The organism is uncultured Kocuria sp., assembly GCF_947500125.1.
GTDB lineage: Bacteria > Actinomycetota > Actinomycetes > Actinomycetales > Micrococcaceae > Kocuria.
Genome location: NZ_CANMRA010000071.1, coordinates 1 through 2,890, shown reverse-complemented (window position 1 = coordinate 2,890; position 2,890 = coordinate 1). Strand labels below are relative to the sequence as shown.

Below are 2,890 nucleotides of genomic sequence, written 5' to 3'. Positions count from 1 at the left end.
TAGCGCAGGCGGGCGCGGTAGGCCCATTGCCGGGTGAGGTGGAACAGGGCGACGTTGCGGCCCACAGACGACGCTGTGAGGGCTTTGCCGGTCCTAGAGGGCCCTGGGAGGGCTCCGACGTCTCCGAGGGCCTGTGCGAGCTCCTGGAGGCCGTAGAGGGCGGTTTCCTCGCCCCACAGCGGCATGTGTTGGCGGTGGACCGGGTTCTTGGTCACCCGGCCCGCGTATCCAACGTCCCCGCCCAGGACGTCGACGAGGCCCTGCTCGATACGGGCTAGGAGGTTGATCGGCTTCCTGCGGGCGGAGTCGGTGAGGCACACCGGAGCGGCCAGGGCGTAGGCGATGTGCCCGGAGCGGGTGTGGGGGTTCAGCGTCACCCAGGAGGGCTGGGGAAGCCCGGCCAGATCGGCCACTTGGTCGGCCTCGGAGCCGTCGTGGTCGGTGACCACGATCGACTGCAGGCACAGCGGGTTGGTCTCGATGTAGGGCAGCAGCAGGGCGTGCTCGCGGGACACCCGCCGGTAGGCGCCGTCCTTGCGCTCAGCGGCCAATGGCGCCCGCGGTAGCCAGTGGTCGGTGAACACGTTCTGGAAGCTCATGAGGTGACCCAACCACAGATTTCCCACCTTCTCGGGTAGGACGCACCCTTAATCAGATACTTCCCCCGAAAATTCTTTCCAGCCTGCACGTAGTGCAGCCCGCTTTCGGGCCCTGCCGAACCCCGCTGGAACTGTCACACCTCATGCATCATTCGATGACCGAGGCCTAGGCCGCCCCACGCAGGCGCGTACAGGCTCAGCTGCACTCCCCTCGTGAGGTGCCCCAAGCACCGCAATCAGGCACCGACTCAGCTCCAATTTTCATCCGCCGGCCTCCACAACCACGGTCACTGTCGATGACTCCTGCTGCCTTCGATTCACCCTTTACGGGTGAGGGGGGTAACCCGCTCTGGGGGAGGCAACCAGAACGGATCCCTGTGCTCGGCCATGTGGTCGAGCGGGTGCCTGGTGGGGTGGCGTGGTCGTTGTCGGCGGGCCGGTTTCGGGCGCGCTGGGGTGTCCTGGCTGTGCGCCCCCGAGGACCGCTGGGGAGGGCGTGACGAGCGTCTTCCCCAGCGACCGGCCGAAGAATGCAAGAAGTGTGACGGTCTGGACCGAGTGTGGAGCATCGACGCAGTGGAAAAGGATTGGGTGTAGCTGAGACCTGTCCGTAGCGTTTGACAAATGCAAATGCGACGCGGGGACCAGGACGCCAGGCACCGACGGGATATGGCTTGGATTCTGGTGCTGCTTGCTGGAGTACAGGTGGGTTTGCTGGGGGCGTTGATCGGTGTCTTGATCGAGGACCTCGTGGTGGGCACTGTCGTCGTTTTGATCCCGGGTGCTGTGGTGGTGGGGATCTGGTGGCGGCGGTTTCTGGACTAGCCGGCGTTGCCGGGCATGGAAAAAGCCGGGCTACTGCCCGGCTTTTTCTTATGGGAGGCGGGTCCTGGTCAACCGGGCCTCTCGGGAAGCTGTTGGTGTGAGCACGCCAGTTCCCACCTCCAGTCTCGGCCGATCTTCGATTCGTTCCCAAAAGTGACGGCAATGGGTGGGTGAGAGGCCCCGCCAAGGTCTGATCTGCCGGCACAGGCTGCTCAGCCGGAGCTGTCCCCGCAGGGCTCTGTCCCGGCCAGGCTGGACGGTGCGTGGTCATAAACCATGGGCCGGTTCGGAGAGCCGGGGGTGGCTTTCTATCGTCGTGGAGATGAGTAGAGAACGCGATGAGCCGATGAGCGAGGCCCAGCTGGAAGTCGCTTGGATGGTCGTGTTGCTGGGGGGCGCGCTGGTCCTCATGGGTGGGGTGGCCCTGAATGTGCTGATCGATCATCTCGCTGTCAGCTTCGCCTTGGCGGGGGCGCCGAGTGTGCTGGTGGTGGCGGTGTTGTGGCGGCGGTACGTGCACTAGGCCGTGCGTGCGGGCACAGAAAAAGCCGGGTAGTAGAGCCCGGCTTTTTCCATGGGGAGGATCCTGTACCCCACATCTCAGTGTCCTACACACCGGTTGGGATCCCTGCTGCCACCAGGCGGAGCAAAGCTATGTTCTATGTGCCATAGAACCGAGATCGGCCTCCGGCCGGGGCACCGGGCGGGGCGGGTGGGCGCTGCGCTGGGCATGTGAAAGGCCGGGGAGGGGCCCCGGCCTTTCACGGTGAAGATGCCTTTCACCGTGGATCATTCTGCGGCACAAAACTGCCCGTGCCTCTTCGTCTGCGAGAAGAGACGTTAGGTGACGGAAGTGAGCTTGTGCCGGTCTCGGGCGCGCTGGACGAGGTTCTGGGCGGCCTTCTCGGAGCAGCCGAGGCGGTCGGCGATCTCGCGGTACTTCAGGCCGGCGTTCTTGAGCTCGAGGGCGAGATCCTGCCGGGCCCGGGATCGCTTGATGAACTCATCACGCGGTTCAGCGGCGATGCGACGAATGGTGCGGGTGGAGCAGCCCAGGGCTTCTGCTCCCTCCTTGGCGGTGACAGTGCGCCGTGCGGGTGTCTCGGCAGTCATCGGAAGAGCTCCTTGGATGCGTGGGTGCGGTCAATGCGGCGTTTGTCAGCGGCGCGTCGGGCGCGGCGCTGTTGGTGCTCGGGGGCGGTCCAGGCTTTGCGTCGTTGGGTGGTGAGTTCTGGGGTGATGTTGCGCCAGGTCCAGCGGGCGATGGAGCGGGCCAGGTGCAGCACTTCCACCTCGCTTAGCGGTCCGCGGGTGAACTCCTCGGCGATGGCGGTGAGGTTCTTGTTCACGGCAAAGGCGTGGACGGTCTGCTCCCACTCGCTACGGTCCTCGTAGCGCAGGCGGGCGCGGTAGGCCCATTGCCGGGTGAGGTGGAACAGGGCGACGTTGCGGCCCACAGACGACGC

5 protein-coding genes are annotated in these 2,890 nt (G+C 65.5%); 2 read left to right on the top strand and 3 right to left on the bottom strand.

Going from position 1 to position 2,890, the window contains the following annotated elements; genetic code table 11:
• On the bottom strand, positions 1-599 hold a 599-nt coding region (locus Q0817_RS19840), incomplete at its 3' end, for a replication initiation protein (RefSeq protein WP_298592170.1).
• A gap of 669 nt (positions 600-1,268) precedes the next feature.
• On the opposite strand from Q0817_RS19840, the gene Q0817_RS19835 reads away from it, so the two are divergent.
• Both Q0817_RS19835 and Q0817_RS19830 read left to right on the top strand, forming a co-directional pair.
• Positions 1,269-1,424 (top strand): hypothetical protein, encoded by a 156-nt coding sequence (locus Q0817_RS19835; protein ID WP_298592167.1) that lies wholly within the window; start codon positions 1,269-1,271, stop codon positions 1,422-1,424.
• Between the two features lie 346 nt (positions 1,425-1,770).
• A complete protein-coding gene (locus tag Q0817_RS19830) occupies positions 1,771-1,947 on the top strand; it encodes a hypothetical protein (RefSeq protein WP_298592165.1) in 177 nt (58 codons plus the stop codon).
• A gap of 317 nt (positions 1,948-2,264) precedes the next feature.
• On the opposite strand, the gene Q0817_RS19825 is transcribed toward Q0817_RS19830, so the two are convergent.
• Positions 2,265-2,537: a sigma factor-like helix-turn-helix DNA-binding protein gene (locus Q0817_RS19825; RefSeq protein WP_229588717.1), complete on the bottom strand. Its 273-nt coding sequence runs from the start codon at positions 2,535-2,537 to the stop codon at positions 2,265-2,267.
• A partial coding sequence (locus tag Q0817_RS19820; RefSeq protein ID WP_298592158.1) for a primase C-terminal domain-containing protein occupies positions 2,534-2,890 on the bottom strand: 357 nt, incomplete at its 5' end. The genes Q0817_RS19820 and Q0817_RS19825, both read right to left, overlap by 4 nt.

Coding starts and splice junctions, on each gene's coding strand:
- Q0817_RS19835 (WP_298592167.1), top strand. CDS start 1,269: ATGGCTTGGATTCTGGTGCTGCTTGCTGGAGTACAGGTGGGTTTGCTG.
- Q0817_RS19830 (WP_298592165.1), top strand. CDS start 1,771: ATGAGCGAGGCCCAGCTGGAAGTCGCTTGGATGGTCGTGTTGCTGGGG.
- Q0817_RS19825 (WP_229588717.1), bottom strand. CDS start 2,537: ATGACTGCCGAGACACCCGCACGGCGCACTGTCACCGCCAAGGAGGGA.